Source organism: Mycobacterium sp. G7A2, assembly GCF_041902445.1.
Lineage (GTDB): Bacteria > Actinomycetota > Actinomycetes > Mycobacteriales > Mycobacteriaceae > Mycobacterium.
The window spans coordinates 3,274,368-3,297,246 of record NZ_CP169251.1 but is presented as its reverse complement, the minus strand read 5'-3'; the positions used below and the strand labels follow the sequence as shown (position 1 = coordinate 3,297,246).

Annotated in this window: 21 protein-coding genes, 1 tRNA gene and 1 pseudogene; 14 read left to right on the top strand and 9 right to left on the bottom strand. The window is 67.2% G+C overall.

The annotated features are described in order from the left end of the window. Position 1 precedes the first annotated feature (1 nt). The 4 genes and pseudogenes from macS to ACEWX3_RS15685 all read left to right on the top strand — a co-directional run. Positions 2-1,129: pseudogene (gene macS / locus ACEWX3_RS15700) on the top strand (MacS family sensor histidine kinase); the annotation flags it as partial. 16 nt (positions 1,130-1,145) lie between these two features. Then, positions 1,146-1,781 carry a response regulator gene (locus ACEWX3_RS15695; protein ID WP_374159871.1) on the top strand — a complete coding sequence of 212 codons (636 nt, stop codon included), beginning with the start codon at positions 1,146-1,148 and terminating at the stop codon, positions 1,779-1,781. Positions 1,782-1,825: 44 nt separating this feature from the next. Further along, on the top strand, positions 1,826-3,646 hold the full coding sequence (locus ACEWX3_RS15690; protein WP_374157029.1) for a DUF2339 domain-containing protein: 1,821 nt from the start codon (positions 1,826-1,828) through the stop codon (positions 3,644-3,646). A gap of 38 nt (positions 3,647-3,684) precedes the next feature. After that, complete coding sequence (locus ACEWX3_RS15685) at positions 3,685-4,182, top strand: DNA starvation/stationary phase protection protein (protein ID WP_207068663.1); 498 nt, start codon at positions 3,685-3,687, stop codon at positions 4,180-4,182. Here ACEWX3_RS15685 and ACEWX3_RS15680 read toward each other — a convergent pair. Next, a complete protein-coding gene (locus ACEWX3_RS15680; RefSeq protein WP_207068679.1) occupies positions 4,157-5,407 on the bottom strand; it encodes an adenylate/guanylate cyclase domain-containing protein in 1,251 nt (416 codons plus the stop codon). The two genes, ACEWX3_RS15685 and ACEWX3_RS15680, sit on opposite strands and share 26 nt — an antisense overlap. Before the next feature lie 58 nt (positions 5,408-5,465). Here ACEWX3_RS15680 and ACEWX3_RS15675 point away from each other — a divergent pair, with 58 nt between their 5' ends. Then, complete coding sequence (locus ACEWX3_RS15675; RefSeq protein WP_374157028.1) at positions 5,466-6,266, top strand: nitrilase-related carbon-nitrogen hydrolase; 801 nt, start codon at positions 5,466-5,468, stop codon at positions 6,264-6,266. A 405-nt stretch (positions 6,267-6,671) separates the two neighbouring features. Beyond that, positions 6,672-6,998: a DUF732 domain-containing protein gene (locus tag ACEWX3_RS15670; protein WP_374157027.1), complete on the top strand. Its 327-nt coding sequence runs from the start codon at positions 6,672-6,674 to the stop codon at positions 6,996-6,998. 55 nt (positions 6,999-7,053) lie between these two features. Here ACEWX3_RS15670 and ACEWX3_RS15665 read toward each other — a convergent pair whose 3' ends face one another. From ACEWX3_RS15665 to ACEWX3_RS15650, 4 genes are all read right to left on the bottom strand, one after another. Then, positions 7,054-7,353, bottom strand: coding sequence for a hypothetical protein (locus tag ACEWX3_RS15665; protein WP_374157026.1), 300 nt, complete (start codon positions 7,351-7,353; stop codon positions 7,054-7,056). A 475-nt stretch (positions 7,354-7,828) separates the two neighbouring features. Continuing rightward, complete coding sequence (locus ACEWX3_RS15660) at positions 7,829-8,473, bottom strand: hypothetical protein (RefSeq protein WP_374157025.1); 645 nt, start codon at positions 8,471-8,473, stop codon at positions 7,829-7,831. 111 nt (positions 8,474-8,584) lie between these two features. Beyond that, the gene (locus ACEWX3_RS15655; RefSeq protein WP_374157024.1) at positions 8,585-9,577 is read right to left on the bottom strand and encodes an IS481 family transposase; all 993 of its coding nucleotides are present in this window, start codon (positions 9,575-9,577) and stop codon (positions 8,585-8,587) included. Positions 9,578-9,840: 263 nt separating this feature from the next. Then, positions 9,841-9,914 (bottom strand) — tRNA-Leu (locus ACEWX3_RS15650). 85 nt (positions 9,915-9,999) lie between these two features. On the opposite strand from ACEWX3_RS15650, the gene ACEWX3_RS15645 reads away from it, so the two are divergent. From ACEWX3_RS15645 to ACEWX3_RS15620, 6 genes are all read left to right on the top strand, one after another. After that, entirely contained in the window at positions 10,000-10,638 is a 639-nt protein-coding gene (locus ACEWX3_RS15645) for an ANTAR domain-containing response regulator (RefSeq protein WP_207064816.1), read from the top strand. A 204-nt stretch (positions 10,639-10,842) separates the two neighbouring features. After that, a complete protein-coding gene (locus ACEWX3_RS15640; protein WP_207064815.1) occupies positions 10,843-12,054 on the top strand; it encodes a branched-chain amino acid ABC transporter substrate-binding protein in 1,212 nt (403 codons plus the stop codon). Between the two features lie 84 nt (positions 12,055-12,138). Continuing rightward, entirely contained in the window at positions 12,139-13,176 is a 1,038-nt protein-coding gene (locus ACEWX3_RS15635) for a branched-chain amino acid ABC transporter permease (RefSeq protein ID WP_221363038.1), read from the top strand. Beyond that, on the top strand, positions 13,173-14,381 hold the full coding sequence (locus ACEWX3_RS15630; RefSeq protein ID WP_221363039.1) for a branched-chain amino acid ABC transporter permease: 1,209 nt from the start codon (positions 13,173-13,175) through the stop codon (positions 14,379-14,381). Before ACEWX3_RS15635 ends, ACEWX3_RS15630 begins: the two co-directional genes overlap by 4 nt. Next, entirely contained in the window at positions 14,378-15,217 is an 840-nt protein-coding gene (locus ACEWX3_RS15625; RefSeq protein ID WP_374157023.1) for an ABC transporter ATP-binding protein, read from the top strand. The genes ACEWX3_RS15630 and ACEWX3_RS15625 overlap by 4 nt, the downstream gene beginning before the upstream one ends. Continuing rightward, the gene (locus tag ACEWX3_RS15620; protein ID WP_163675290.1) at positions 15,201-15,947 is read left to right on the top strand and encodes an ABC transporter ATP-binding protein; all 747 of its coding nucleotides are present in this window, start codon (positions 15,201-15,203) and stop codon (positions 15,945-15,947) included. Before ACEWX3_RS15625 ends, ACEWX3_RS15620 begins: the two co-directional genes overlap by 17 nt. An 85-nt stretch (positions 15,948-16,032) precedes the next feature. On the opposite strand, the gene ACEWX3_RS15615 is transcribed toward ACEWX3_RS15620, so the two are convergent. The 3 genes from ACEWX3_RS15615 to ACEWX3_RS15605 form a co-directional block, all read right to left on the bottom strand. Further along, positions 16,033-16,260: a DUF167 domain-containing protein gene (locus ACEWX3_RS15615; RefSeq protein ID WP_374157022.1), complete on the bottom strand. Its 228-nt coding sequence runs from the start codon at positions 16,258-16,260 to the stop codon at positions 16,033-16,035. Between the two features lie 161 nt (positions 16,261-16,421). Continuing rightward, positions 16,422-17,624, bottom strand: a complete 1,203-nt coding sequence (locus ACEWX3_RS15610) for a lipid-transfer protein (RefSeq protein ID WP_374157021.1) — start codon at positions 17,622-17,624, stop codon at positions 16,422-16,424. Then, on the bottom strand, positions 17,621-18,085 hold the full coding sequence (locus ACEWX3_RS15605) for a Zn-ribbon domain-containing OB-fold protein (protein ID WP_374157020.1): 465 nt from the start codon (positions 18,083-18,085) through the stop codon (positions 17,621-17,623). The genes ACEWX3_RS15610 and ACEWX3_RS15605 overlap by 4 nt, the downstream gene beginning before the upstream one ends. A 221-nt stretch (positions 18,086-18,306) precedes the next feature. Between ACEWX3_RS15605 and polA the strand changes: the two genes are divergently transcribed. Together polA and ACEWX3_RS15595 are read left to right on the top strand one after the other, a co-directional pair. Beyond that, a complete protein-coding gene (polA, locus tag ACEWX3_RS15600) occupies positions 18,307-20,973 on the top strand; it encodes a DNA polymerase I (protein WP_374159870.1) in 2,667 nt (888 codons plus the stop codon). Between the two features lie 2 nt (positions 20,974-20,975). After that, a complete protein-coding gene (locus ACEWX3_RS15595; protein WP_207064806.1) occupies positions 20,976-22,193 on the top strand; it encodes a threonine/serine exporter ThrE family protein in 1,218 nt (405 codons plus the stop codon). Here ACEWX3_RS15595 and ACEWX3_RS15590 read toward each other — a convergent pair. Then, the gene (locus ACEWX3_RS15590; RefSeq protein WP_221363045.1) at positions 22,187-22,858 is read right to left on the bottom strand and encodes a trimeric intracellular cation channel family protein; all 672 of its coding nucleotides are present in this window, start codon (positions 22,856-22,858) and stop codon (positions 22,187-22,189) included. The two genes, ACEWX3_RS15595 and ACEWX3_RS15590, sit on opposite strands and share 7 nt — an antisense overlap. Between the last annotated feature and the right edge of the window lie 21 nt (positions 22,859-22,879).

Here is a 22,879-nt window from a genome sequence, read left to right as displayed (position 1 = left end):
GCCCGACCCGGCCGCGCCGCTGTGGCGGGCGGCTCAGGTGTTCCGGCTGCTCAGTTGCCTCTACGCGCTGGGCTTTCAGTTCGCGATCAACGCGGACCTCGACCACCCGCTGGCCGGCTGGCTGCTGTTCGGTGTCCTGATCGTGGTCAGCGTCGGTTACGCGATCGCCTACCTGCGGGGCTTCGGCCGGCGCCCGGGCTGGGTGATCGTCGAGATCGTCGTGGTGCTGGCGTTGATGCTGTCCACCGAGGTGATCGCCGGTGACCAGTGGGTGGCCGACAACCAGTCCTGGCCGACCACGCTGTGGGCCACCAACGCCGTGATCTCGGCGGCGATCCAGTTCGGTCCGATCGCCGGCATGCTGACCGGCTTGGCCGTGATGGCCGCCGCCGCAGCGCTCAAGGGTTACGTCCACATCGATCTCGGCCGTCACGCGACGCTGGTCATCGAGCTCGCTGTCGGGCTGGCGGTGGGTATGGCCGCCCAGACCGCGCGCCGGGCGCACGCCGAACTGCAACGCGCGGTGCGGCTCTCGGCCGCGCTCGAGGAGCGTGAGCGGCTCTCTCGTCAGGTCCACGACGGGGCGATCCAGGTGCTGGCGCTGATGGCGCGCCGCGGACGCGAGATCGGTGGCGAGACAGGGCGGTTGGCCGAGCTGGCGGGGGAGCAGGAGCGGGCACTGCGCCGGCTGGTCAGCTCGACCGGGACCGAACCGGCCGATCCCGGCACTGCCGACGTGGGGGCGCTGGTGCGCAGGCGTGCGTCCGACCGGGTGTCGGTGAGTGTGCCCGCCGAGCCGGTGTTGTTGGACGCCACGGTCGCCGGCGAGCTGATTGCCGCGGTCGGCAACGCCCTGGACAATTCCGAGAAGCACGCCGGGCCGGACGCGCGTGCGTATGTTCTCGTCGAGGACCTCGGCGACGCCGTCACCGTCAGTGTTCGCGACGACGGAGTGGGCATTCCGGATGGGCGGCTCGCTGAAGCGGCCGCCGAAGGGCGGCTCGGAATCGCGAAATCGATTGTGGGAAGAATGAACTGGTTGGGCGGCCGGGCGGAGTTGAGCACGGGTGCCGGCGCGGGCACGGAATGGGAGCTCACGGTGCCCAGGACGGGGGGATCGGGTGACTGAGCGGCGCACGACGGTGATGGTGGTCGACGACCATCCGATCTGGCGCGACGCCGTCGCCCGTGACCTCGCCGACGATGGTTTCGATGTGGTCGCGACCGCCGACGGAGTGGCCTCGGCCAGACGGCGGGCCGCGGTCGTGTTGCCCGACGTGGTGCTGATGGACATGCGGCTGGTCGACGGCGGCGGGGCGCAGGCCACCGCCGAGGTGCTCGCGGTGTCCCCGTCGTCGAAGGTGCTGGTGCTGTCGGCCTCCGATGAGCGCGAGGACGTGCTGGAGGCTGTGAAGGCCGGCGCGACGGGTTACCTGGTCAAGAGCGCGTCGAAGCAGGAACTCGACGACGCGGTGCGCGCCACCGCGCAGGGGCGGGCGGTGTTCACGCCGGGGCTGGCCGGGTTGGTGCTCGGGGAGTACCGGCGGATCGCGCGTGACTCCGCGCGTCCGTCCGGCCCGCCGGGGCCGAGCCTGACCGAGCGCGAAACCGAGATCCTGCGGTTCGTGGCCAAGGGGCTGACAGCCAAGCAGATCGCCGAGCGGTTGTCGCTGAGCCATCGCACGGTCGAGAACCACGTTCAGGCGACATTCCGCAAGCTGCAGGTCGGCAACCGGGTCGAGCTGGCCCGCTACGCGATCGAACACGGTCTCGACGAGTAGTTGTACTCATCCTCTGGGCGCCCGGTCGTTGCGAGGATGACGGTATGACCGAACCGCACGCCGTGATCGCCAGGATCCGTGCCGACCTCGCGGCCATGACGCACCAACTCGACAGGGTCTCGACCGACGTTGCCGAGCTCGACCGGATGCTGACGTGGCAATCCGGCGCACCGGCGCCTGTTCGGCCGCCCGCCGTGCCCGCCGCGCCGCCACCGCCCGCGCCGCAGTACTGGCCCTCGTATCCGCCGGTCCAGCCGGTGCCGTACTACCCGCCGGGGGCCGCGCCGCCGCTGCGGAAACCCGAATCGAAACCCCGGTCCGAGGGTTGGATCGGCAAGCTGCTCGCCGTTGCCGGGGTGTCGGTGACGCTGGTGGGCGTCGTCCTGTTGCTGGTGCTGGCCGCCCAAGCCGGTCTGCTGCGGCCCGAATTCCGCGTCGGGGCGGGGGCGGTGCTGGCTGCGGCGTTGGTGGCCGCGGGGTGGTGGCTCAACTCCCGTCCCGGTGGCCGGGTCGGGGCGATCGCGCTGGCAGCCACCGGCGTGGCGACGGCCTACATCGACGTCATCGCCGTCACCGCGATCTACGGCTGGGTGGTTCCGGCTGTCGGGCTGACGCTGGCAGCGGCGGTCGCTGCCGCAGGCCTGGGGCTGGCCCGCCGCTGGGACACCCAGCAGCTCGGTCTGTTGGTGCTGGTGCCGATGATCGTGTTGGCGCCCGTGGTGACCGACGGGATCACGCTGCTCCTGGTCGGGTTCATGCTGGCGTTGTCGGCGGTGTCGCTGCCGGTACAGCTGGGCCGGGACTGGATCTGGCTGCAGGCCGCCCGCATCGCGGTCGCCGTCCTGCCGCTGTGGATTGCGCTGCTGGCGCGTGCGATCAACGACCGGGACGATCCCTGGCTGGCCGGCGCGTGTGCCATCGCCGCCCTGATCGCGATCGGCACCGGTCTGATCCTGCTGCCGGGCACCACCAACCGGGTGTGGATGGCTCTGTTGACCGCGGCCGGCGTCGCCCCGGTGCTGGCCGTGGGAGTGGCGGTGGACCAGGTGCTCGCCGCGCTGATGGCCGCGGCTGTCGCGGCGGGCATGTTGGCACTTGCGTTGGTCGGGCACCGGCTGCCGGGGGTCACACCCGCGGTACGCCAGGTTTTCGGCGCCTTGTCGGCCGTCGCGGCACTGGTCGCCGTCACCGCCGCGTTCGACGGGCGCGTGGCCGGGCCCGTACTGCTGGCGCTGGCTGTGGTGGTGGCGGTGGCGGGTCGCCGCGACACCACGGCGCGGTGGGCGGCGTTCGGCTTCACGCTCGTCGGCGCCGGAGTCCATCTGAGCTACTCGCCGCTCTTCACGCTGCTCGAACCGGTGAAGACCAGTACAGCTGCGGGCGTCTCGACGTTGGTGTCCAGTGTTCTGCTCGCATCGAGCGCGGTGGCGGTGCTGTGGTCGTGGCGCAGCAGGGAGGCAGCGCTGTGGGTGGTCGCCGGCGGGGTGGTCGTCTACTCGATCACATCGTTCACCGTCACGGCGGGCACGATGCTCGCCGGCGACGGCGCCGGCTTCTACGGCGGCCACATGGCCGCGACGATCTGCTGGATCGTGCTGGCCGCCGCGTTGTTCGGCTACGCGGCCCGACGCTCCCGGGCCGAGCGTTCTGTCCCGATCGGGGCGGGACTCGCGCTGGTGGCCGCCGCGGTGGCCAAGTTGTTCCTGTTCGACCTCGGCACGCTCGACGGCATCTTCCGTGTCGTGGTGTTCATCGTTGTCGGGTTGATCCTGCTTGGCATGGGCGCCGGATACGCCCGGTTGCTCGACAAGCAGGACAGACAGGATCACGAGAATACCGTCGACGTGACGACCGACACCGGCTAAACTGGACTCAATCCAGAAAGCCGGACGTTGGGAGAGACATGAGTACTACAGCGAACCGTCGCAGGACCGATGCCGAGATCAGTGGATTCCATGCCTCCCCGGCGTTGGCCGAATCCCTCCAGCGAGTGCTGGTCGACCTCATCGAGCTGCATCTGCAGGGCAAGCAGGCGCACTGGAACGTCGTCGGCACCAACTTCCGCGACCTGCACCTTCAACTCGACGAGGTGGTCGACTTCGCCCGCGAGGCCAGCGACACCGTGGCCGAGCGGCTGCGGGCGCTCGACGCCGTGCCGGACGGCCGCTCGGACACCGTGGCGTCGACCACGTCACTGCCGGACTTCCCGGCGTACGAACACAGCACCGGCGAAGTCGTCGACCTCATCACCGCACGCGTCTACGCCGCGGTGGACACCATCCGGTCGGTGCACGACACCGTGGACGCCGAGGACCCCAGCACCGCCGACATCCTGCACCAGCTCATCGACGGGCTGGAGAAGCAGGCTTGGTTGCTCAAGTCGGAGAACCGGAAGGTCTGAGCGGGCGGTGCCCGACGAGGTACCACGTGTGCATGGTGCCCTTGCCCTTGATGTCGACCACACCGCGTTCCTCGAGCACGAACCGGTGCCGCAGGCGGTCATAAACGTTGTCGGGCACCTGAATTCGGCCTTCGACGTCGGTGGTCTCCATACGGGAGGCGACGTTCACGGCGTCGCCCCACACGTCGTAGAAGAACTTGCGGGCACCGACCACTCCGGCCACGACGGGGCCCGCGGCCATGCCGATGCGCAGCGGCACCTCCCGGCCCCACGGATCTTTGAGATCGGCCACGGCGTCGGCCATGTCGAGAGCCAGCGCCGCCAGCGCCTCGAGGTGATCGGACCGCGGCGTCGGGACCCCGCTGACCACCATGTACGAATCGCCGCTGGTCTTGACCTTCTCCAGGCCGTGGCGGTCGACCAACGCGTCGAGGTCGGTGTAGAGCAGATCCAAAAACCGCACGAGGTCGGCCGGCGGGGTGTCGCTGGCGCGCTTGGTGTAGCCGGCGATGTCGGCGAACAGGATCGACGCGTCGTCGTACTTGTCGGCGATCACGCTGCGTGACGGATCTTTGAGCCGCTCGGCGATCGTCGTCGGCAAGATGTTGGCCAGCAACCGTTCGGAGCGTTCGTACTCGGCCTCCATCGCCGCCTCGGCGCGGTCGATCTCGCGCAGCGTGTACCAGATCGTGGCCACCACCATCACCGCCGAGCCCACCACCGAGCTGACGAAACCGACGGTCAGCGTCCACGGCGGACCCAACCCCCGGCTCTCCGGCACGGTCATCTCCAGTGCGATGGTCAGCGCCCCGCCCGCGGCAGCGACCAGCGAGGCCAGCACGATGCGTTCGATGCCCAGCACCAGCACCATCAGCGAGGCCGCGACCAAGAAGTAGAACTGCAGGCCGGATCCGGTGCCCACCGTGTAGCACATGAAACCGACCGACGCGTAGGCGAACACCGCGAACGTCAGTGGTGCGACGAGCTCACCGTAGGGGCACAGCTTGGGGATGACCAGGAACACCACTGCGCACGCGACGTTCGCCACGCCCAGCCACCACAGGGCACCGCCCAGCGTCAGCTGCAGGGCACCGAACGATGCCGTCACCGCCGCTGCGATCCAGCTGGCCAGTTTGAGCACCCGCACCCGGCGGGCCACCCGGTCGCTGTGATGCCGACTCGGCGACCAGGCGCGGCCCGTCAGAGCAACTTCGGGTACGCACATCGGCCGCACGCTGAGCACGGCCAAAGACTATCGCCCGGACGACGACTAACCTGCAGGAATGACGCGTATCGCGTGCTGCCAACTCGACCCCGTACTGGGTGATCTCGACGGCAACGACGAGCTGATCCGCGCAGCGCTGACCGAGGCCGTCGCCGCTGGTGCCGACGTCGTGGTCCTGCCCGAGCTGGTGACGTCGGGGTACATGTTCACCGATGCCGCCGAGGCGCGGACGGCGGCATTGTCGGCGGACAGTCCTCGATTCGCCGAATGGGCTGCGCTGCTGGGCAATTCGATCGCCGTGTTGGGATTCTGCGAACTCGGCACCGACGGGGGGCTGTACAACAGCGCCGCGGTGCTGCAGTCCGACGGCGTCACCTCGGTGTACCGCAAGACCCACCTGTGGGACCGGGAGAAGCTGATCTTCACGCCGGGACAGCAGCTGCCGCCACTGCTCCAGACGCGCCACGGCGTGCTCGCGGTGATGGTCTGCTACGACCTCGAGTTCGCCGAGCTGACCCGCCACGTTGCCGTGGCCGGCGCCGAACTGCTCGTCGCGCCGGTGAACTGGCCGCTGTTCCCGCGTCCGGCCGGTGAGCACCCCGGCGAGGTGATCACCGCGATGTCCACCGCGCGGCTGAATCGGGTGGCCGTGGCCGTGTGCGACCGGGCCGGCGTGGAGCGGGGGCAGGCCTGGACCGGCGGCACCGTCGTGGTCGATCCCGACGGGTGGATCGCCGCCGAAGTGGGGCCGGGGGTGGGGACAGCGGTCGCCGACATCGATCTGGCGCGAACGCATGACAAGAAGCTGACCGAACATGTTGACCTGCTGGCCGACCGCAGGCTCGACCTCTACGGCTGAGCTGGGGTTATCCGGTGCCCTCGGTGAGATTCGAACTCACACTGTACGGGTTTTGAATCCGTTTAATACGGCGTCGTCGGGTACTGAGGTGTTTGGCGGCTTCGGTCAGATTGCCGTCTGATCTGGGATTAAATGTTGTAGCCGTTGATGGTTCTACGGCGGGTTTGAATCTTAGTGCGGACTATCTGCGGACCAGCCTGGCCCACGTAGTGCGGAGGGCCTGCTTCTGTCTAAACGGCGGCGGATCCTGTTGCCGGCTCGCCTCTGCGCCAACATCCCCTTCGCGATGACCCGTGACGCCCGAGAGACCGGAATCGCTGACGGTCGCGACTACGCTCAGAACGTGCTTGGCATCGAGTGGACCGAGTGCAACAACCAGCTCGGCGAGTGTGTGGGGGCGAAGCGATGACCAAGATCCTGATCACCGTGCTGGGAGCCATCGGCATCGGTCTGCTGGCTGCTCCGGTAGCCGCTGCGGACGAGGATGGCTTCATTGCGGCCATCGAGTCCCTGGACTACTACTCGACGGTCTACCCGCAGGACACGATCTCAGTGGGCTACCGCGTCTGCGGTGCTTTCGCTCGTGGTGGTGACACCGCTGCCATCGCCGAGGTGCTGCGGACCTACAACGGGCCGGGGCAGAGCAACCTGGAGTACTACGCCACGCTGTTCGCTCAGTACTCGGCCTATGAGCTGTGCCCTCAGCACAGTGGAGAGATCGGGCAGATCTAGCCCACAACGCAAAGAAAGCCCCGCTCCGGTGATCCGGGCGGGGCTTTCTGCTTACCTACCCACCGACCGCCGGTCCGGGGTAATGGCCAATACCGGACCGGCAGGCTCGCCACAATTCCTCGGCAGCTTCTGGGTTGGGTTTGTTCCAAATTGGATCGTCCTTGCGGACGCTTATCTCCCGATCGCCGCATGTCAGCGTCTGCTGATCCGACTCGAACACCTGCGGAAGCACCAGTGCGGCGGTCAGCGGGACAGTCATGATCGTGATAAAGGCCACTCCGAACGAGACGAGGTACTTCGTGCCCCCACTCAGTGCCAGATACCAACGTGTGAATGAATCTCCCCAGTTCCCCATGGGGCCGAGGATAGCCGCGCTGAGACCGTCAGCGTGGTCGATGCTGTCCTGGAGGTGTGTGGCTGAGGTCCAGTCCTGGGTCGGATCTCAAATCCGGCCCTTCCGAGCTACAGAGGCCCCACTCTCCTGAGACGGTGGGGCTTCTTGCTGTCTGAGGTGGAGACCCCGGAACCTGTGAGACATAGGGCACCCTGGGAAGCACACCTATATCTCACGTCCTTCAGGTGAGATCACTTCTGTAGAAACGATTCTCGACAGACACCACACCCCGACCGGGACGCAGGCACGCCCGAGAGTTTCAGTGTCCGGAGAGTCGGTGGTTCGGCCATACGCTGGAGTCACGCGTGATCGCGATCAGATAGACAAGGAACTGCCGTTTTTGCGCGGAGTCCGGACCGCGATCAGGGAGTGTGATGGACGGCGATCAGCAGAGGCACTGAACACTCTGCTCGATGAGCGCTCGCTTTGAGTGCGGTTACGGCAGGTCCAAGACCCGCAGGTCGGTGAGTCGGCCATCCCGAACCTCGACGCTGAATGCTTCGGGTTCCTTCCGCACCTCGGCGTAGACAGCGTCTAACTGTGCTTGGGTTGCCGGCGTTCTGACATCCCAAAGGACCTGGCCTTGAGGAAAGTCTGAGCGGGGGATGTCCACTCTGACCAGCCCGTCCCGGAAACCCATGGCCTTGGCGGCCACGCTGACCGCATGAAATGAGTCAGCAGCGCCCGCAATGTCGATCACAGGGACGTCGGCATCCAGGCTGACATAGATTGACTGCGCCTCGACGGAGGCCTCAAGTTGGCGAGCGATGCGCACACCATCTTCGGTTTCACCGGGGCGGAATCGTAGGGCTCCAAGTGTGACCTGGGGGCTCAACCTGATAGTCAGAGGGTGGTACGCATCCGCGAAATCGGCGAGCATCGATGCGCTGAGTTCGTGGCCCACTGACGCAACTTGCCCATCGACAGCGTTCGGCATTGACACCTCCACTGCCACGACCTGCATAGGTGTGTCTTGGTAGGTGACGACAACGCTTTCAACACCCGGCAGGCTCTGGAGATGAGATTCGAGGGCGCTCGATTTCTCGCGGTCGTTCGGTGAGCAGCCAATCAGCGCGAGCACTGCGCTAGCCGTGAGGGTCCACGCACACAATCTCCACCCCATGGGTTGACGGTAGCGTCTGTATGACTGCAATGGCTGAGGAGACACTGAGGGGCGACCTCTTCGGTGCGTCTAGCTGTACTGCCCAGGCAGGTTGGTCAACCTTGTGATGGGTGGGACCTTCCCAATTGCTGAGTGTTGCCGGTGGTGATTGTAGGTATGCAGCCATGCCGGTAGTGCAGATCGCCTCGCCCGTTCGTTGGGGTAGAAGCGGGCGAAGGCCCATTCGGCGGTCATGCTGCGGTGAAAGCGCTCGATCTTTCCGTTGGTTTGGGGTCGGTACGGTCGGGTCCGGCGGTGTCTTATGCCGAGGTCGTGGCACGCGTGGCGCCATGCGTGGGAGCGGTAGCAGCCGCCGTTGTCTGACAGCACCGCTTCAACGGTGATCCCGCGCTCGGCGAACCACGCCACCGCACGGTGTAGGACCGCGACAGCGGTATCGGCTGTTTCGTCGTCATGAATCTCGGCGTAGGCCACGCGAGAGTGATCATCGATGACGGTGTGTACGAAGGCATGCCCGAGCAACGGCTGGCGGTGTCGGCTGCGGTTGACCCCGGTGGTCAGGTGTCGATTCTTCTTGCCCTGAGAGCGGCCGACGAACCGCCAGCCGCCGCCGGTAGGGATGTTCCCCAGCTTTTTGACGTCGACATGGATCAAAGCACCAGGGCGATCGTGTTCGTATCGCCGGATCGGCTCACCGGTGCGTACGTCGATACAGGACAGACGATTCAGCCGACACCGCACCAGCACTGCATGCACGGTCGAGGCCGGCATCGACAACCTCGACGCGATCGCCAGCGGCGAGAGGCGGTGACGCCAACGCAGATGAACGATCTTGCGCACGAGCACCTGCGGTGTGCGATTCGGGCTGTGATGAGGCCGGCTGGAGCGGTCGTTCATCCCGGCGGCACCCATCGCCAAGTAGCGGGTTGCCCATCGTTTGGCCGTCGGCCAGGACACGTGGAAGTGCTCGGCGGCCCGAACTACTGACCAGCCTTCATCGACGATCAGACGCGCAAGCAACAACCGGCCGCGCGGAGTCAACACAGCGTTAGCGTGGACCATGAAGGTCTCCCGTTCGTTGAAGTGAAGTGGTAGCAGCTCCACTCCACGACGGGAGGCCTTCGCCAATCAACGACCGCTACAGCGAGTCGTCACACTTCTTCAACCAACCTGCCTGGGTAGTACATCTAGCCGAACGGGGCCAGCGTCCTCGACTTCCGCCCGAGCTGCGCTCGCCCATGTCGGGCAGGATACTGATTGCGGACCACGGATCGACTCGTGCTGCAGTTTCAGCGGAAAAGCAGGACTGAGCTGGGGTTATCCGGTGCCCTCGGTGAGATTCGAACTCACACTGTACGGGTTTTGAATCCGTTTCCTCTGCCAGTTGGGATACGAGGGCGTCGCACGGTGTCAGTGCGCGGGCTTTCACCATAGAGGATGCCCCCGCGCTCGCTCATCCGGCCCGGGAGCGCCACAATGTCCTCATGTCATCGCCTGGTGCGTCACCGACCGACGCCGTCCCCGCACGCCGCGTTCTCGTCGCCGAGGACGAGGCGCTCATCCGGCTCGACCTGGCGGAGATGCTGCGCGACGAGGGTTACGAGATCGTCGGCGAGGCCGGCGACGGGCAGGAGGCCGTCGACCTGGCCGAATCGCTGCGGCCCGACCTGGTGATCATGGACGTCAAGATGCCGCGACGTGACGGCATCGACGCGGCCTCGGAGATCGCCGCCAAGCGGATCGCCCCGATCGTCATCCTGACCGCATTCAGCCAACGCGAGCTCGTGGAACGTGCCCGCGACGCCGGCGCGATGGCCTATCTGGTCAAGCCGTTCAACATCTCCGACCTGATCCCGGCCATCGAGGTGGCGGTCAGCCGATTCAGTGAGATCGCCGAGCTGGAGAAGGAGGTCGCCAGCCTTTCCGACCGGCTGGAGACCCGCAAGCTGGTGGAACGCGCCAAAGGCCTGTTGCAGACCAAGCAGGGCATGACCGAGCCCGAGGCGTTCAAGTGGATCCAACGTGCGGCCATGGATCGCCGCACGACGATGAAGCGGGTGGCCGAGGTCGTCATGGAGACGCTGGATCCGCCGGGCGAGAACGCGGACAACGGCGAGAAATAGCTCGACGCCGGCCCCGTCCGGTTAAGAGTGCGTTTCGGAGGCGTGTTTCCGCGCCGATGAGCGGCGCGGCGCACACGCCGCGTTGTCCAACATCACGCATCACGGCTACTGGTTGGTTATGGTTTCCCGCGAAGCGTCGCCTCCCCGGCTGTCCTGGGTAGGGCCCCGGCGGCGCCGATCAACTCAGTGAACCGGAGGTGAAGCGTGCGAGGTCGCGTGGCACGGAGTGCATTTGCTCTCACAAGTGCGGGTCTGGTGGTGCTCGGCCTGGCCGGCTGCAGCCAGTCGGCGCCGGAACAGGATTCCGGCGATTCGGACCTGTCGATCGTCGAGCAGGTCCAGATCGACGAGAACGGCGCCGAAGTGCAGGCCGACGCCAGCGCCGACCCGGCGGATCCCGCCGGTGACGGCAACGCCACCTGCCCACCCATCTCGATCGCGATGGCCGGCGCGCTCACCGGCCCTGATGCCGCGCTGGGCATCAACATCCGCAACGGTGTGCAGCTCGCGGTCGACAAGCACAACGAGGCCAATCCGGGTTGCCAGATCCAGCTGAAGACCTTCGACACCGAAGGTGATCCGCAGAAGGCCACCGCGATCGCCCCGCAGATCGTCGACGACCAGTACACCGTCGGCCTGGTGGGCCCCGCGTTCTCCGGCGAGACCAAGGCCACCGGCGGCGTGTTCAACCAGGCCGGCCTGACCGCGGCGACCGCCTCGGCGACCAACGTCACGCTCTCCGAACAGGGCTGGCGGACCTTCTTCCGCGGCTTGGCCAACGACGGCGTGCAGGGCCCCTCGGTCGCCAACTACATGAAGAACACCCTCGGCATGCAGAAGGTGTGCGTCGTCGACGACAGCACCGACTACGGTCTCGGTCTGGCCCAGGCGATCCGCGACACCCTCGGCCCGGTGGCCGACTCCGGCTGCAACATCTCGGTCAAGAAGGGCGACAAGGACTTCTCGGCGGCGGTGACCCAGATCGACGGTGTCGCTCCCGACGGGGTGTTCTTCAGCGGCTACTACGCCGAAGCCGCGCCGTTCGTGCAGCAGCTGCGTGACGGCGGCGTCGAGACCACCTTCGTCACCGGTGACGGCGTCAAAGACCCCGAGTTCGTCAAGCAGGCCGGCCAGTCGGCGGCTGACGCGGTGATCTCGTGCCCGTGCGGCCCGGCCTCGGAGCAGTTCGCCCAGGAATACACCGACAAGTTCGGCCAGGCCCCGGGCACCTACAGCACCGAGGGCTACGACCTGGGCACCATCATGGTCAAGGCCGTCGACTCCGGCGCGATCACCCGTCCGGCCATGCTGGACTACTTCGCGAACTACGACGGGCAGGGAGTGGCCCGCCGTTACCAGTGGACCCCCGAGGGCGAGCTGACCACCAGTCTGATCTGGATGTACAAGGTCCAGTAGTCGACGAGGACGAAACGCGTCCGGAACAGCGAGGTTCCGGACGCGTTTTCGTCGCTCACCCGGTCTCCAGGAGCCCTCCCGCGGATGATGCCCGACTGTCTCACCGAGTACGCCTGCCTCGCGGCGAACATCGACTTCAACGTCGACGGGCTCCGTAACGGGTTCTGGCAGTTGACGATCGATGGTTTGGCCTGGGGCGCCATCTACGCCCTGGTCGCGGTCGGTTACACGCTGGTGTACGGCGTGCTGAAGTTGATCAACTTCGCTCACGCCGAGATCTTCATGGTCGGCATGTTCGGCGCCTACTTCTGCCTGGACATGATCCTGGGCTTCACGCCGAGCGGCAACGACTACAACCTCGGCATCGGGCTGACCGTGTTCTACCTGTTGGTGGCCATGCTTTTCGCGATGGCCGTGTCAGGCACGGCGGCAGTCGGTCTGGAGGCGGTGGCATACCGTCCGCTGCGGCGGCGCAATGCCAGTCGGCTGTCGTTTCTGATCACCGCCATCGGCATGTCGTTCGTCCTGCAGGAGTTCGTCCACTTCATCCTGCCGAGCATCATCGACGGCTACGGCGGCAGCAACGCCCAGCAGCCGATCATGCTGGTGGTTCCCGAAACCCAGTTCACGGTCTTCGGCGCCGACGTCAGCAACGTCACCCTCGTCATCATCGCCGCGGCACTGCTGCTCGCGCTGCTGACCGACATGGCCATCAACCGCACCCGGCTGGGCCGCGGCATCCGGGCGGTGGCCCAGGACCCCGCCACCGCGACCCTGATGGGGGTGTCGCGCGAACGAATCATCATGACCACCTTCCTGATCGGCGGTCTGCTCGCCGGCGCGGCGGCGCTGCTCTACACGTTGAAGGTGCCCCAGGGCATCATCTACTCCGGCGGGTTCCTGCTGGGCATCAAGGCCTTCTCGGCGGCGGTACTCGGTGGTATAGGGAACCTGCGCGGCGCGCTGCTCGGCGGTCTGCTGCTCGGTGTGATGGAGAACTACGGACAGGCGCTGTTCGGTACGCAGTGGCGTGACGTGGTCGCCTTCGTGCTGCTGGTTCTGGTGTTGTTCTTCCGGCCCACCGGCATCCTGGGGGAGAGTCTGGGGAAGGCACGCGCATGAGTGTGGGGAAGACGGGCGCCGACGGGAAGGGCACCACAGCGACAGGCAATGCACTGCTGGCTCCCGGCGACGTGCTGCGGCGCTGGTGGGCCGATCGAACCCGGGTGCAGAAATGGGGTGTCGGCCTGCTGGCGTTCGGCGCGCTGGCACTGCTGCCGCTGTACACCCCGCACTTCCTGGACACCCCGGGCATCAGCTTCGGCGGCACGATGGCGCAGTTCGCGATGGTGGCGATCATCGCGATCGGCCTCAACGTCGTGGTGGGGCAGGCGGGGCTGCTCGACCTGGGGTACGTCGGCTTCTACGCCGTCGGCGCCTACACCGTCGCACTGCTGACCAGCCCCGAGAGTCCCTGGAACCAGGTCGGCGTGTCGAAGTTCTTCAGCACCGACTGGGCGTGGCTGGCGTGCGTGCCGATCGCCATGGCTATCACGGCGCTGACGGGTTTGATCCTGGGCACCCCCACGCTGCGGCTGCGCGGTGACTACCTGGCCATCGTCACGCTCGGGTTCGGCGAGATCATCCGCCTGATGGCCGACAACCTCTCCGACATCACCAACGGCCCGCGCGGACTCAACCAGGTCGCCTACCCCCGCCTCGGTACGTCCGAAGAGCTGCCCAACGGCGTGTTCTCCAGCGCCAACTCGTCGGGCGACGCGAACTACGGCACGTGGTGGTTCTGGCTGGGTCTGGCGTTGATCGTCGGCATCCTGCTGCTGGTCGGCAATCTGGAGCGCAGCCGGGTCGGGCGGGCCTGGATCGCCGTGCGCGAGGACGAGGATGCCGCCGAGATCATGGGTGTGCCGACGTTCCGGTTCAAGCTGTGGGCCTTCGTGATCGGCGCCGCGGTGGGTGGGTTGTCGGGCGCGCTGTACGCCGGTCAGGTGCAGTACGTCGCGCCGCCGACGTTCAACATCATCAACTCGATGCTGTTCCTGTGTGCGGTGGTGCTGGGCGGGCAGGGCAACAAACTCGGCGTGGTGTTCGGCGCGTTCGTGATCGTGTACCTGCCCAACCGGTTGCTCGGCGTGGAACTGTTCGGCATCAACCTCGGTGACCTGAAATACCTGTTCTTCGGGCTGGCGCTGGTGGTGCTGATGATCTTCCGGCCCCAGGGGTTGTTCCCGGTGCGTGCCCAACTGCTGGCCTACGGCAAGAGCGCGCGCAAGCTGTTGCGCGGCGCGGACGAGCAGGCACCGGTATGACCGAACCCCATCCGGACCCCGAGCAGGCCGCGCTGCACCGCGACGTACACACCGCCGCCGGCGAAGTGCTGTTGCGCACCGAGGATCTGACGGTCAAGTTCGGGGGGCTGACCGCGCTGGACTCGCTGACCTTCGACATCCGGCGCGGGGAGATCCTCGGGCTCATCGGCCCCAACGGTGCGGGCAAGACGACCTGCTTCAACGCCATCACCGGCGTCTACCGGCCGACATCGGGCACGGTGCTGTTCGACGGCGCGCCGCTGGGCACGGTCAAACGCCACCAGATCACCCGCAAGGGCATTGCGCGCACGTTCCAGAACATCCGGTTGTGGGGCGAGATGACCGCGCTGGAGAACGTGGTCGTCGGTACCGACGCCCGACACAAGACGTCGGTCCCCGGTGCGTTGTTCCGCAGCGCGCGTCACCGCCGCGAAGAGCGCGACGCGATCGAACGCGCCACGGCCCTGCTGCAATTCGTCGGCATCGCCCACCGAGGCGAGGAGAAGGCCAAGAACCTGCCCTACGGCGACCAGCGCCGCCTCGAGATCGCCCGCGCCTTGGCCACCGAGCCGAAGCTGCTCTGTCTCGACGAGCCCGCGGCCGGCTTCAACCCCAGCGAGAAGTCCGCGTTGATCGACTTGATCCGCAAGATCCGCGACGATGGCTACACCGTGCTGTTGATCGAACACGACATGAGGTTGGTGATGGGCGTGACCGACCGGATCGTGGTGCTGGAGTTCGGCCGCAAGATCGCCGACGGCCTGCCCGCCGACATCCGCGAGGATCCCGCGGTCGTCGCCGCCTACCTGGGGGTGCCTGATGACGAACTCCACTGAAACGACGCGTCGGGTGCTGCTGGAGGTGCGGGACGTCGTCGCGCACTACGGGCGGATCCAGGCGCTGCATGGGGTGTCGCTGGTGGTGCACGAAGGCGAGCTGGTCACGCTGCTGGGCTCCAACGGCGCCGGGAAAACCACCATCATGCGCGCCATTTCGGGTCTGCTGCCGCTGACGTCGGGATCGGTGTGGTTCGACGGCCGCGACGTCTCGCGGGTCAAGGCGCATCGGCGGGTCTCAGACGGGTTGATCCAGGCACCTGAGGGGCGTGGGGTGTTTCCCGGCATGACCGTGACCGAGAATCTCGAAATGGGTTGCTACGGTCGCAAATTCGAGTCCAGGGCCGCGCACCGGGAACGTCAGGACTGGGTGTTCGAGACGTTCCCGCGCCTGGCTGAACGGCGGAACCAGATGGGCGGCACACTGTCCGGCGGCGAGCAGCAGATGCTGGCGATCGGCCGCGCGTTGATGGCGCGGCCCAAGGTGCTGCTGCTCGACGAGCCCTCGATGGGGTTGGCGCCGATGGTGATCTCCCAGATCTTCAAGATCATCGCCGAGATCAATTCGACCGGTACCACGGTGCTCCTCGTCGAGCAGAACGCCCAGCAGGCGTTGAGCCGATCCGACCGGGCCTACATCCTCGAAACGGGGGAGATCACCCGCACCGGAAATGCGCGGGATCTGCTGGCCGACGACAGCATTCGCGCCGCCTACCTGGGTGTGGCGTAGGTCGCGTTCCGCGAGTGCGCGGGTCTGCACGCCTGCGCGCCGCGTGTCGCGGCATTCTGCGCGCGCTCGTCGGCGCGGAGTGCGCTCACTCGATACGGAAGCGCTTGATTCGCGCGGTGGCGCCGGCGACCAACGTGATCCGGGCGCGGGGCAGGCCGAGGTGTTCGGCGAGCAGTTGGAGCACCGCCGCGTTGGCCTTGCCGTCGACCGCCCGTTCGCGCACATAGATGGTCAGCGCACCGTCGGGCCCGGTCTGCACGAGTGGTCCCTTCGCGCTGCCGGGCTTCACCCGCACGGTGACGACGTCGGCCATAGGCTGCATTGCACCGCGAGCGCGCGCGGAATGCACGCCGTGCGCAGCGTGTCGCCGGACAGCCACCCGCGCCGTGCGCGCTCAGCGCGCCCTGGCTCGATTGCGCGCTCAGCGCGCCCGGTCTGATTGCGCGCTCAGCGCGCCCCGGTCTGATTGCGCGCTCAGCGCGCGACCACGACCGAGGAGCCGTGTCCGAACAGGCCCTGGTTGGCGGTGATGCCGACGGTGGCGCCGTCGACCTGGCGGCCGGTGGCCTGGCCTTTGAGCTGCCAGGTCAGTTCGCAGACCTGGGCGATGGCCTGGGCGGGGATCGCCTCGCCGAACGAGGCCAGCCCGCCGGAGGGGTTGACCGGAATCCGGCCGCCCACGGCGGTGGCGCCGCTGCGCAGCAGTTGCTCGGCTTCACCCTTGGGGCACAGGCCGAGGTGTTCGTACCAGTCGAGTTCCAGCGCGGTGGACAGGTCATAGACCTCGGCCAGGCTCAGGTCTTCGGGTCCGATGCCGGCCTCGGCGTAGGCGGCATCGAGGATCTGGTCTTTGAAGACCCGTTCGGGGGCGTTGACCACGGCGGTGGAATCGGTGGCGATGTCGGGCAGTTCGGGCAGGTGCTGGGGATACTGCGGCGACTGCAGGCTCACCGCGCGCACCGACGGCACGCCGGCGACCGAGCCCAGGTGCTTCTCGGCGAAGCTCTTGCTGGCCACGATCAGCGCGGCCGCGCCGTCGGAGGTGGCGCAGATGTCCAGCAGCCGCAGCGGGTCGGAGACGACGGGGCTGGCCAGGACGTCTTCGACGGTGGCTTCCTTGCGGTAGCGGGCGTTGGGGTTGTTGAGGCCGTGGCGGGCGTTTTTGACCTTGACCTGGGCGAAGTCCTCCAGCGTGGCGCCGTGGAGGTCCATGCGGCGGCGCGCCAGCAGTGCGAAGTAGACGGTGTTGGTCGCGCCGATCAGGTGGAAGCGCTGCCAGTCGGGGTCGTTGCGGCGTTCCCCGCCGACGGGGGCGAAGAAGCCTTTGGGGGTGGTGTCGGCGCCGATGACCAGCGCGACGTCGCAGAGGCCGGCCAGGATCTGGGCGCGCGCGCTCTGCAGGGCTTGTGATCCGCTGGCGCACGCGGCGTAGCTGGAGGTGACCGGGACCCCGTTCCAGCCCAGTTTCTGGGCGAAGGTCGCGCCGGCCACGAAACCGGGATAGCCGTTGCGGATCGTGTCCGCGCCGGCGACGAGCTGGATCTGGCGCCAGTCCAGGCCGGCCTCGGCCAGTGCGGCGCGGGCGGCCACGACGCCGTACTCGGTGAAGTCGCGTCCCCATTTGCCCCACGGGTGCATGCCCGCACCCAGGATGTACACCGGTTCGGGAGTCGTCATCGCGCTGCACCTTCCGTGCTCGATGCGCCTGCGATTTTCCAGGCGTGAACGATGCGTTCCACACCGTCGTCGTCGACGTAGAGCGCCATGGTGGTCAGTTCCATGTCCATGCCGACCTTCAGGTCGGCGGCCAGGGTGCCCTCGACGACCTTGCCGAGCACGATTAAGCCCTCGTCGGCCAGTTCGACCGCGGCGACGGCGAAGGGTTCGAACGGGTCGGGGGACGGATACGGCGGGGGCGGGGCGTAGCGGTTCTCGGTGTAGCTCCACAGCTTTCCGCGACGCGACAACGGCACCTGAGCCAGGTCATCACCGTCGCAGGCCGGGTTGGGGCAGTTGTTGGCGCGCGGCGGGAAGACATAGGTCCCACACGTGTTGCACTTGCCGCCGATCAGGTAGGCGCCGCCGTCACCGTCAGTGGCGAACCATCCGTCGATCGCAGGGAGAGTTGAAGCTGACACGGGGTCAGCGTACCCAGTGCGGCGGAATAACTGAAACGTGTTCCAGTTTGGCGGCCGGCGGTGCGCAGGTCCTGCGTACCGGACCCACCGGCCCACCGTGCGGTAGCGGCCCCCGACGTGTCGGCGCCGGTGCCTAGAGTGAACCCGTGAGCCCCGCCAAGACCGCTTCGGAGTCCAAGCCCCCCACCGCGGAGCCCGGTCAGTCCGACAAGCCGACGCTGATGTTGCTCGATGGCAACTCTCTGGCGTTCCGGGCGTTTTATGCGCTGCCCGCGGAGAACTTCAAGACGCAGGGCGGGCTGACCACCAACGCCGTCTACGGCTTCACCGCGATGCTGATCAACCTGTTGCGTGACGAGCAGCCGAGCCACATCGCCGCGGCGTTCGACGTCTCCCGCCAGACCTTCCGCCTCGAGAAGTACCCGGAATACAAGGCGGGCCGGTCGGCGACCCCGGATGAATTCCGCGGCCAGATCGACATCACCAAGGAGGTGCTCGGCGCACTGGGCATCACGGTGCTCGCCGAGCCCGGGTTCGAGGCCGACGACGTCATCGCCACGCTGGCGACCCAGGCCCAGGGCGAGGGGTACCGCGTGCTGGTCGTCACCGGCGACCGGGACTCCCTGCAGCTGGTCAACGACGACGTCACCGTGCTGTATCCCCGCAAGGGGGTCAGCGAGCTGACCCGGTTCACCCCGGAGGCGGTGGTGGAGAAGTACGGTCTCACACCGGCGCAGTACCCGGACTTCGCGGCGTTGCGGGGCGACCCGAGCGACAACCTGCCCGGCATTCCCGGGGTGGGCGAGAAGACGGCGACGAAGTGGATCGCCGAGTACGGCACGCTGCAGGGCCTGGTCGACAATGTCGACAAGGTCAAGGGCAAGGTCGGCGACAACCTGCGCGCGCATCTGTCCAGCGTCGTGCTCAACCGCGAACTCACCGACCTGGTTCGCGACGTCCCGTTGGCGCAGACCCCGGACACATTGCGCATGCTCCCGTGGAACCGCGACCAGATCCATCGGCTCTTCGACGACCTCGAATTCCGGGTGCTGCGCGACCGGCTGTTCGACACGCTGGCTTCGGCTGATCCGGAGGTCGACGAGGGCTTCGATGTCCGCGGCGGCGCGCTCGAGCAGGGAACGCTGGCCGAGTGGTTGGCGCACTACGACCGCGGCGAGCGGTTCGGCCTGGCCGTCGTCGGCAACCATCTCGCGTTCGACAGCGACGCCACCGCGCTCGCCCTCGTCGCCCCCGACGGTGACGGCCGTTATCTCGACACCGCCACACTGCATCCCGACGACGAGGCGGCACTGGCGTCCTGGTTGGCCGACCCCGCGGTGCCGAAGGCCCTGCACGAAGCCAAGCTGGCTATGCACGACGTGCAGGGCCGGGGCTGGACGTTGGCCGGGGTCACCTCGGACACCGCGCTGGCGGCCTACCTGGTGCGGCCAGGACAACGCAGCTTCGCCCTCGACGACCTCTCGCTGCGCTACCTCAAGCGTGAGCTGCGCGCGGAAAATCCGGAACAGCAACAGCTTTCGCTGCTAGACGACAGCGACGGCGTCGACGACCAGGCGGTGCAGACGCTGCTGTTGCGCGCCAACGCGGTGCGGGACCTGGCCGACGCTCTCGACGAGGAACTGGAGCGCATCGACTCCTCGGCGCTGCTGGGCAGCATGGAATTGCCGGTGCAGTGCGTGCTGGCCGAACTCGAGACCGCCGGCATCGCGGTGGACCTGCAGAAGCTCTCAGCGCTGCAAAGTGAGTTCGGCGATCAGATCCGCGACGCCGCGGAGGCGGCCTACGGGGTCATCGGCAAGCAGATCAACCTGGGCTCGCCCAAGCAGCTGCAGGTGGTGTTGTTCGACGAGTTGGAGATGCCCAAGACGAAACGCACCAAGACCGGCTACACCACCGACGCCGACGCGTTGCAGAGCCTTTTCGAGAAGACCGGACACCCTTTCCTGCAGCACCTGCTGGCCCACCGGGACGCGACCCGGCTGAAGGTGACAGTCGACGGGTTGCTCAACGCGGTGGCTTCCGACGGGCGCATCCACACCACGTTCAACCAGACGATTGCGGCCACCGGGCGTTTGTCGTCGACGGAGCCGAACCTGCAGAACATCCCGATCCGCACCGAAGCCGGCAGGCGGATCCGGGATGCCTTCGTCGTCGGCGGTGACGCGACGTACACCGAGTTGATGACCGCGGATTACAGCCAGATCGAGATGCGCATCATGGCGCACCTGTCCGGGGACGAGGGCCTGATCGAGGCGTTCAACACCGGCGAGGACCTGCACTCGTTCGTCGCCTCGCGGGCTTTCTCCGTGCCCCTCGACGAAGTCACGGCCGAACTGCGCCGCCGGGTCAAGGCGATGTCCTACGGACTGGCCTACGGACTGAGTGCCTACGGGCTGGCTCAGCAGCTCAAGATTTCCTCGGAAGAGGCCAAGGTGCAGATGGAGCAGTACTTCGACCGGTTCGGCGGGGTGCGCGACTATCTGCGTGACGTCGTCGACCAGGCCCGCAAAGACGGATACACCTCGACGGTGTTCGGTCGCAGGCGTTACCTGCCCGAACTCGACAGCAGTAACCGCAACGTCCGCGAGGCCGCCGAGCGGGCCGCGCTCAACGCGCCGATCCAGGGCAGCGCTGCCGACATCATCAAGGTCGCGATGATCAACGTCGACAAGGCCGTCAAAGACGCCGGCCTGGCGTCGCGGATGCTGCTGCAGGTCCACGACGAGTTGTTGTTCGAAGTCGCCGACGGGGAGCGGGACACCCTCGACGCACTGGTTCGCGAACACATGGGCAACGCGTATCCGTTGACGGTGCCCCTGGAGGTGTCGGTGGGCTACGGACCCAGCTGGGACTCCGCGGCCCACTGAGGATGCAGGAGACGACGGACCGCACACAGTTCCTGGCCCGGCTGGGGGCTGCGATGGCCGGCGCGAGCTATCCGGTGACGTTCGTCCGGCAGACGCTCGAACGGGTGTCCGCCGGCTACGGCCAACACAACGAGGTCGTGGCCTTGCCCAACAACGTGCAGGTGGTGGGACCGACCTCCCGCGAGGGGACGCCGGTGGCTTCCGCCAGCGTCGGTTCGGCCCTGCGGTTCGACCAGACCTTCCCGCTCGCGCAGCTGGTGACCCGGACCGTCGAAGGCAGGGTGTCGCCCGCCGAGGGCCAGCGGGACCTGAACCGGATCATCGCGCGTCGCCGCCCGTATCCAGCGTGGGTCACCGTGCTCGGGTACGGCGTGTTCTCGGCAGGGCTCGCCCTGGTCATGGAACCCACCGTGCTCAACCTCGTGGCGGCCACGGTGCTCGGGTTCATGGTCGGAGTCATGTGGACGGTCAGCGAACGAGTGCCGGTGCTTGCTCCGGTGACGCCGGTGCTTGCCGCGGTGCTCGTGGCGGGGCTGTGCATCGTCGGCGCACAGTATCTGAGCCTTGACCATGTCGGGTTGCGAGCGCTGATCCCGCCCCTGGCGGTGTTCCTGCCAGGGTTGGCGATCACCGTCTCGGTGATCGAGCTGGCGGCCGGTGACGTCATCTCCGGTGCCAGCAGGCTCGTCGCAGGCTTCATGCAACTGGCGCAGCTCGCCTTCGGAATCTTCATCGCGAGCCACATGCTCGGGCTCGACGACGCGCAGCTGACCTCGCAGGCCGTGAACAAGCTCGGCCCGTGGGCGCCCTGGCTCGGGGTCGGCGTATTCGTCGTCGGCATCATGCTGTTCCTCGCGCCGCCACTGGCGTTCCTGCCCTGGCTGGCGGTGCTGGCCTACACCGCCTACGTCGCGCAGTATCTCGGCGATCTGCTGTTGGGTGGCTACACCAGCGGGTTCTTCGGGGCGCTCGCCCTGACAGTCGCGGCGCTGATGATCGCGCGGCGCCGGGACTCGCCGCCTGCGGTGGCGATGGTCGTCCCCGGCTTCTGGCTGCTGGTGCCGGGCTCGCTGGGGCTGATCGGGGTGGCGGAGTTGTTCGGAGCCGACGGCGATTCGGCGTTGCCGGCCACGCTGATCTCGATGATCGCCATCGCGTTCGGGGTGCAGGCGGGTCTGGTGGCCTGGCAGCTGGTCCGCCGACGCCGACAGCGTCACTGACGCCCAGTTGTCGCCGACGTCGACATCTCGCGGCTGGGGTGATCGTGCATGTGCATGATCAACTCACGCGGCCCGGTGGGCAGCCGCCAATGAAACGTGATGGCCGCGAGCCGAAGCACCGTGGCGACTGCGGAGCCCACCACCACCGCCAGCCACTGATGGCCGACGTGGTCGATCGCGACGTAGAGCACCGCCCCGAGCATCGCGGGCGCGGCGTACATGTCGTCGGGTCCCAGCACCATCGGTACCTCGCGCGCCACCACGTCGCGCATCGCGCTTCCCGCGACTGCAGAGATCACGCCCAGCACCGCGGCAGCGAACCAGCTGGCCCCGTGATCGGCCGCGATCGCCGCGCCCGAGGTCGCGAAGAACCCCATGCCGACCGCGTCCAGCACCAGCACGAGCTGGTTGAGCTGGATCACCCATTTGGCGAAGACCGTGGTCAATGCCGACGCTGCCAGGCAGACGGTGATGTCCTGCCAGTGTTGGATCGACGCCGGTGGCGCCAGATCCAGCAGCATGTCCCGCAGGACGACGCCGCCGATTCCGCTCAGTACCGCCAGTGTGGCGATACCGAACAGATCGAACCCTTTGCGCACTCCGACGACCGCCCCCGAGGTCGCCAGCACGGCGATACCGACGTAGTTGACGAGGTGTTGGATCACGACCCGCACGCTAGGGCGGAA

Bases quoted from the DNA above. Each gene is read 5' to 3' on its own strand.
- ACEWX3_RS15695 (WP_374159871.1), top strand. From the start codon at position 1,146: ATGGTGGTCGACGACCATCCGATCTGGCGCGACGCCGTCGCCCGTGAC.
- ACEWX3_RS15690 (WP_374157029.1), top strand. From the start codon at position 1,826: ATGACCGAACCGCACGCCGTGATCGCCAGGATCCGTGCCGACCTCGCG.
- ACEWX3_RS15670 (WP_374157027.1), top strand. From the start codon at position 6,672: ATGACCAAGATCCTGATCACCGTGCTGGGAGCCATCGGCATCGGTCTG.
- polA (WP_374159870.1), top strand. From the start codon at position 18,307: ATGTTGCTCGATGGCAACTCTCTGGCGTTCCGGGCGTTTTATGCGCTG.
- ACEWX3_RS15655 (WP_374157024.1), bottom strand. From the start codon at position 9,577: ATGGTCCACGCTAACGCTGTGTTGACTCCGCGCGGCCGGTTGTTGCTT.
- ACEWX3_RS15620 (WP_163675290.1), top strand. From the start codon at position 15,201: ATGACGAACTCCACTGAAACGACGCGTCGGGTGCTGCTGGAGGTGCGG.
- ACEWX3_RS15610 (WP_374157021.1), bottom strand. From the start codon at position 17,624: ATGACGACTCCCGAACCGGTGTACATCCTGGGTGCGGGCATGCACCCG.
- ACEWX3_RS15615 (WP_374157022.1), bottom strand. From the start codon at position 16,260: ATGGCCGACGTCGTCACCGTGCGGGTGAAGCCCGGCAGCGCGAAGGGA.
- ACEWX3_RS15630 (WP_221363039.1), top strand. From the start codon at position 13,173: ATGAGTGTGGGGAAGACGGGCGCCGACGGGAAGGGCACCACAGCGACA.
- ACEWX3_RS15665 (WP_374157026.1), bottom strand. From the start codon at position 7,353: ATGGGGAACTGGGGAGATTCATTCACACGTTGGTATCTGGCACTGAGT.
- ACEWX3_RS15635 (WP_221363038.1), top strand. From the start codon at position 12,139: ATGATGCCCGACTGTCTCACCGAGTACGCCTGCCTCGCGGCGAACATC.
- ACEWX3_RS15645 (WP_207064816.1), top strand. From the start codon at position 10,000: ATGTCATCGCCTGGTGCGTCACCGACCGACGCCGTCCCCGCACGCCGC.
- ACEWX3_RS15685 (WP_207068663.1), top strand. From the start codon at position 3,685: ATGAGTACTACAGCGAACCGTCGCAGGACCGATGCCGAGATCAGTGGA.
- ACEWX3_RS15675 (WP_374157028.1), top strand. From the start codon at position 5,466: ATGACGCGTATCGCGTGCTGCCAACTCGACCCCGTACTGGGTGATCTC.
- ACEWX3_RS15680 (WP_207068679.1), bottom strand. From the start codon at position 5,407: ATGTGCGTACCCGAAGTTGCTCTGACGGGCCGCGCCTGGTCGCCGAGT.
- ACEWX3_RS15625 (WP_374157023.1), top strand. From the start codon at position 14,378: ATGACCGAACCCCATCCGGACCCCGAGCAGGCCGCGCTGCACCGCGAC.
- ACEWX3_RS15595 (WP_207064806.1), top strand. From the start codon at position 20,976: ATGCAGGAGACGACGGACCGCACACAGTTCCTGGCCCGGCTGGGGGCT.